This is a genomic window from Candidatus Electronema sp. TJ, from assembly GCF_048287355.1.
Lineage (GTDB): Bacteria > Desulfobacterota > Desulfobulbia > Desulfobulbales > Desulfobulbaceae > Electronema.
Window position 1 is genome coordinate 10,619 of record NZ_JBLWEP010000027.1, and the last position, 5,754, is coordinate 16,372.

Below are 5,754 nucleotides of genomic sequence, written 5' to 3' on the forward strand. Positions count from 1 at the left end.
TGCGGCATGGCCATGCATTTTTTCTTGACAAAGACAGGCCGCAGTTTTACGCTGGGCTGTCCTGCCGCCGCAGCGGCGGCTTTGCGCAGTCAAACTCAAGATGGAGGAACGTCATGCTCACAGTTCAGTGGCAGCCCAGATTCAACCCTTTGACCACCCCGCCGTCCTACCGCCCAGCAGTTGTGCCCAGAGGCAAAGTGGGCTATGATGAGCTGGCGGCGCGCATCGCCCGCAGAAATCCGCTGTTCAACGAAAGCATGGGCAAGAGCTACATGCTGGAAATGCGCGCGGAGATAGCCCAGCTGCTTGCCGAGGGCTATCTGCTCAGCTTGGAGGGCCTGTTCTCGGCGCAGGTCTGGCTGAACGGCCGCTTGACTTCGGTTGACTCCCCGCTGCCGCCTTTGGAGAAATCGCTGCGCGTGCGCATGCAGGCCTCCAAAAAACTTGTTGAGACAGTGCTGCATATGACGCAGACTGAGCGGCTGCCTGTTACTGAGAAGCTGCCGGTCATCGCTGCGGCTGAGGACGCGCTGCTGCAATTGCCGGACGTGCTCAACCCTGACGGCATGCTGCGGATCAAGGGCGAGGATCTGTATTTCAATCAGGCCGCCGAGAACTGCGGCTGCTTCCTTGCAGGCACCCGCAGCGGCCTCATGCGCCAGAGCCGCTGCGGCCAGATCGCCAACAGCGAGATTCTGCTGCTGCCGGACATTCCAAGCCAGCCTGATCCTTGGAACAATGAATATCAGCTCTCGGTCGTCACGCAGTACACCGAGAACGGCACGCTGCGCACCGGCCTCTGCCGCCGCATGCTGCGCACGCCGCTGGCCGTGACCATCGGCGCAGGCAGCGGCATCCTCAGCGGCGGCGGGACATCAGCCTTTGTCTTGGTCAGCGATGGAACGTTGATCAGCGAGCGGGCGCGGGTGCGGATTCAGGTGATCTTGGACGTGCAGGACAAGGACTTGAGCCTGAATCTGATTGACATGACTGACGGCGGCGAGGAAGGGCCAAAGATAGAGGTGAACAGCAACGGTGTCTACACCTTGGCAGGCTGGAGCGGTTCAGATCTAACCAGCCTTGAGATTATCGTCAATGACTACGACGGCCTGCTGAAGATGGTCCGCAGCCCTTACGGCGGCAGGCTGGTGGATATTTTGGACGTGACGGCAGGCACCTAAGAAAAGGGCAGGGCCTGTTCGTCCAGCGATTGCTCGTAGGGGCGAAAAATCTTTCGCCCATGGTTGCTGATGAGACCAAGCAATGTTGAAAGATCTCTCGTCCCCTGATTTACTGACAAGGCCAAGTAAGGGCGAAAGATTTTTCGCCCCTACATTCATTGACGAGGCCAGGCATAGGTGCAAAAAAATTTCGCCCATGTTTTATTGACAAGGCCAGTCATGAATGACCTGACACTGCTCAGAGCGGTGCTTGACGCGCTGCCTTCGCTCATCTTTGTGGTTGACAGAGACGTGCGGATTCAGGACTGCAACGCTGCCGCCGCCAAGCTGCTCAAAGCTGGACGGGAGACTGTCCTGAAGCGCAGGGCGGGCGACATTCTCCACTGCATCCACTCTGTGGAGACACCTGAAGGCTGCGGCCGCTCTCCAGCTTGCAAGAACTGCATTGTCAGGAATTCGGTGGTCAAAGCATTCTTGCGCAACTGTGTCATCCGCAGCAAAGCAAGGATAGAGTATATTATGGACGGCGAGAAGCAGGAAATGCTTTCGGTCATCACTGTGTCTCCATTCCTCTTTGCCGGAATACATCATGCCTTGCTGGTCATTGAGGACATCAGCGAGATTTCCGCGCTGTATCATATGATCTTTCTCTGCCCTGTCTGCGGAAAGATGCAAAGCAAGCAGAAAGACTGGATGAAGGTTGAGTCATACTTTAAAACACATTGGGATATTGACTGCTCCCATAGTTACTGTCCTGACTGTTTCCTGAAGGAGCGGGACAGGTTCAGAGCGCAGAAGAACGATGAGGACTGAGCCGCTCATGCCCTTCTTCCGAGAACAACCGTTTACTCACCGAACACGCTATGAAATTCACCCCTTTTGACCACGTTCAGGACACATACGACATCATCGTCATCGGCTCCGGCCTTGGCGGTTTAACCTGCGCCAACCGCTTGGCCAAAGCTGGCCACAGCGTGCTGCTGCTGGAGCAGCATTTCCAGCTCGGCGGCCTGGCAGCATGGTTCAAGCGCGGCGGCCATACCTTTGATGTCTCGCTGCACGGCTTTCCGTATGGCATGGTGAAAACATGCAGCAAGTACTGGTCGAAAGCGATTAAGGACTCCATTGTCCAGCTCAAGAACATCGTCTTTGACAACCCGCAGTTCTCGCTCACCACCACCTTTTCAAAGGATGATTTTGTGCGCATTCTGCATGAGGACTTTAAGATTGCGCGCAGTGTGGTGGATGACTTTTTCAACACGGTACGGGCGATGAACTTTTATGACGACCAAAGCATGACCACGCGGGACTTGTTCGAGCAGTTCTTCCCGGGCCGCTCGGATGTGCATCGTCTGCTGATGGAGCCTATCACCTACGCCAACGGCTCCACTCTGAACGAGCCGGCCATTACGTACGGCATTGTCTTCTCAAACTTTATGAGCAAAGGCGTGTTCACCTTTGAAGGCGGCACGGACAAGCTCATCGGCCTGATGGCGGATGATCTGCAAGCCAACGGCGTGACCATCTGCACCAGTGCCAAGGTTGAGCGTGTTGTGGTGGAACAAGGCAAGGTGCGCGGCGTGCTGGTGAAAGGGCGGGAGATTGCGGCCAAAGCTGTTGTCTCCAACTCCGGCATCACCAACACCATTGACCAGCTTGCAGGCCGCGAGGCCTTCAGCAGCGATTTTCTCAGCCGCTTCGACAAGGTGGTGGTGAACAACTCCTCATGCCAAGTCTATTTCGGCATCCGCAAGGGAGAGTCCTTCCCGGACGTGGGCGATCTGCTCTTCACTTCAACAGCTGAGGTCTTCTCCTCTGAAGAGATGCGGAGGATGGACACCAAAAGCCGCACCTTCTCAGTCTATTATCCAAAGACCCGGCCTGAGCATCCTGATTATACAGTTGTTGCTTCAATGAATGCCAACTATGACGATTGGGCGCGCCTCGACGAGACGGCCTATCAAGAGGCCAAGGCGGCCATGGCGGAACGCAGCCTGCTTGATTTGGAACGATACATTCCTGGCATACGCGAGAAAATCGACACCATAGAGACAGCAACGCCCAAGACCTTCCACCGTTACACCCTGCACACCAAGGGCAGCTCCTTCGGCACCAAGTTCGAGGGACTGGACATCTCGCGCACGCTGTTCAAGGAAGTGCGCGGGCTGTTCCATGTCGGCTCAGTGGGCATCATCATGAGCGGCTGGCTGGGCGCGATCAACTACGGCGTGATTGTGGCCAATGACGCGGATGCGTATGTGAGGGGATGAGGATTTGCGTTCCTGCGCTGCCGCGCAGCGCGGAAATGGCGCAAGACATGTCTTTGGAAAAACGGACAGATGGAGGAGTGAATGGCTGCTGATCGCTCCTTCCGCAGGATGCAGGAAGCTCAGTCCAGCTCCACGCCCGGCCCTTCATCAGCAAAGCTGGGCCGCTGTTCCGGGGAGTACGCGACGCGCCCCTGCTCCTCCAGCAACGCCTCAAAGCGGAGCAGGTCGCGTTCATTCATTTCGTCCACGCCGAGCTGCTCGAAGCGGCAGTCGCAATGGATGAGCTGGCCGCCGCACCACGGGCAGATTTCCACCGGGCAGCCCAGCTCGTGCGGCTCGCCCGTGGCGGCTTGGCAGGCTGGACAGAGATTGACATCCAATTGCAGCGGCTGATATTCCGGGAGCTGCTCCACGTCCTTGGCCGCCTGCTGAAAAGCTTCTGCGGAGGCGAATTCAAAGAAGTCGAGCAGGTCGCGGTCAAGCCAGCCTTCGCGCAGGCTGCCGTTGAACTCAATGCCCTCGCTGGAGACTAAATACAGATAGGCATCTTCCGAGGCCACAGCGGCGATGAGGAACACGCCCCGCTGCCGGGCCACAAGGCGCAGCTCCTTGATCCAGTCGTTCTTGGCCTCCGGCAGGAAGCTGTAGAACTCCTCCAGCACAGCAAGGGCTGTGCGGTCGTCACGGAAGGTGAGCAGCAGGTCAAGAGCCGCCTCCATCGCTTCGTCAGGCACGGCGTAGCGCATCAGCGTGCGGATATGCTGCCGTTTTTTCTTCAGTTCATCCATAGTCGCCGGGTGGTCGCGTGTTCAGCAAGTCGTTCTCCGCCTTGCTCTTTTCTTGGAAGTGCAGTAGAATCTGCTCTTCTCTGGTACGCCAGCGGACGGCGGGCCGTGCGGCGCGTCTGCCGCGCAGCATTCTACCCGGCCAGAACAGGCTGCGCATCATCTTTCCGCCGCCTGCTGTCTGCCGCAGGAGGAGGCAGTTCCATCAACCACCACAGAGGTGTCCGTCATGACCACCAGCCACAGCGGCGACTGCGCCACCCTCACCATCGAAGGGAAATCCTACAGCCTGCCCATCGTGCGCGGCACCGAGAATGACAAGTCTATTGATATCAGCAAACTGCTGCAAGAGACCGGCTATACCACCCTTGATCTTGGCTACAAGAACACCGCCTCCTGCGCCAGCCGCATCACCTTTCTTGACGGCAACAAGGGCATACTCAGCTACCGGGGCTACGCCATCGAGGAGCTGGCGGCAAAGTGCATGTTTGTCGAAGTGGCGTATCTGCTGGTGCATGGCCATCTGCCGACCACAGCGGAATATCAGCGCTACCGCGATCTGCTCAACCGCTTCTCGCTGATCCACGAGGACATGATTCATTTCTTCGACCGCTTCCCGCCTGGTGCGCCACCGATGGCGATTCTGTCGGTGATGGTCAACAGCCTGTGCAGCTATTATCCTGAAATGAATGATGATCCGCAGATGCCGCTGGACTTGACCGCCGCCCGGCTGATCTCCAAGATACGAACCATCGCCGCCTTTTCGTACAAGAAAAGCCTTGGCGAGCCGCTGGTCTATCCCCGCCCAGATTTGAGCTACTGCGCCAACTTCCTCAACATGATGTTCGACAGCCCGGTGGATCCCTACACCATCCGGCCAGAGGCCGTTGCGGCCCTGAACAAGCTGCTCATTCTCCATGCTGACCACGAGCAGAACTGCTCCACCTCGACAGTGCGTTTGGTCGGCAGCGCGGGCGTGAATTTGTATGCCTCCATTGCCGCAGGCATCAACGCACTCTGGGGGCCGCTGCACGGCGGGGCGAACGAGGCGGTGATCACCATGCTGGAGGCTATTCAGCAGGACGGCGGCGATTTCCAGAAATACATCAACAAGGCCAAGGACAAATCCGATCCGTTCAAGCTCTCCGGCTTTGGCCATCGGGTCTATAAGACTTTTGATCCGCGTGGCAAGATCATCAAGAACGCCTGCGACGAGCTGCTGGCTGTGCTGAATGTCTCTGATCCGCTGCTGGACATTGCCCTGCGGCTGGAGGAGATTGTCCTCAAAGATCAGTATTTCATTGAGCGCAATCTGTTCCCGAACGTGGATTTCTACTCCGGCATCATCTATCGCGCCTTGGGCATTCCGACCAACATGTTCACGGTGATGTTCGCGCTGGGCCGTCTGCCCGGCTGGATTGCGCAATGGAAAGAGCAGCAGGAGGATCCGCGTTCCAAAATCGGACGGCCTCGGCAGGTGTATATGGGCGAGCCGTCGCGGCCCTTTGTGCCGATGTC

At 57.6% G+C, this 5,754-nt stretch carries 6 protein-coding genes; 4 read left to right on the plus strand and 2 right to left on the minus strand.

The features are described from left to right. The first annotated feature begins 113 nt into the window (after positions 1-113). The 3 genes from ACNKID_RS03545 to ACNKID_RS03555 all read left to right on the plus strand — a co-directional run bounded on the left by ACNKID_RS03545 (position 114) and on the right by ACNKID_RS03555 (position 3,451). Positions 114-1,181: a hypothetical protein gene (locus tag ACNKID_RS03545; RefSeq protein ID WP_417912060.1), complete on the plus strand. Its 1,068-nt coding sequence runs from the start codon at positions 114-116 to the stop codon at positions 1,179-1,181. 219 nt (positions 1,182-1,400) lie between these two features. After that, positions 1,401-1,994: a PAS domain-containing protein gene (locus ACNKID_RS03550; protein WP_417912061.1), complete on the plus strand. Its 594-nt coding sequence runs from the start codon at positions 1,401-1,403 to the stop codon at positions 1,992-1,994. 50 nt (positions 1,995-2,044) lie between these two features. Further along, on the plus strand, positions 2,045-3,451 hold the full coding sequence (locus tag ACNKID_RS03555) for a phytoene desaturase family protein (RefSeq protein ID WP_417912062.1): 1,407 nt from the start codon (positions 2,045-2,047) through the stop codon (positions 3,449-3,451). Between the two features lie 119 nt (positions 3,452-3,570). On the opposite strand, the gene ACNKID_RS03560 is transcribed toward ACNKID_RS03555, so the two are convergent. Then, positions 3,571-4,239 carry a hypothetical protein gene (locus ACNKID_RS03560; protein WP_417912063.1) on the minus strand — a complete coding sequence of 223 codons (669 nt, stop codon included), beginning with the start codon at positions 4,237-4,239 and terminating at the stop codon, positions 3,571-3,573. Next, on the minus strand, positions 4,232-4,399 hold the full coding sequence (locus ACNKID_RS03565) for a hypothetical protein (protein WP_417912064.1): 168 nt from the start codon (positions 4,397-4,399) through the stop codon (positions 4,232-4,234). The genes ACNKID_RS03560 and ACNKID_RS03565 overlap by 8 nt, the downstream gene beginning before the upstream one ends. A 66-nt stretch (positions 4,400-4,465) precedes the next feature. On the opposite strand from ACNKID_RS03565, the gene ACNKID_RS03570 reads away from it, so the two are divergent. Beyond that, the coding region (locus ACNKID_RS03570; protein ID WP_417912065.1) for a citrate synthase at positions 4,466-5,754 on the plus strand (1,289 nt) is incomplete at its 3' end.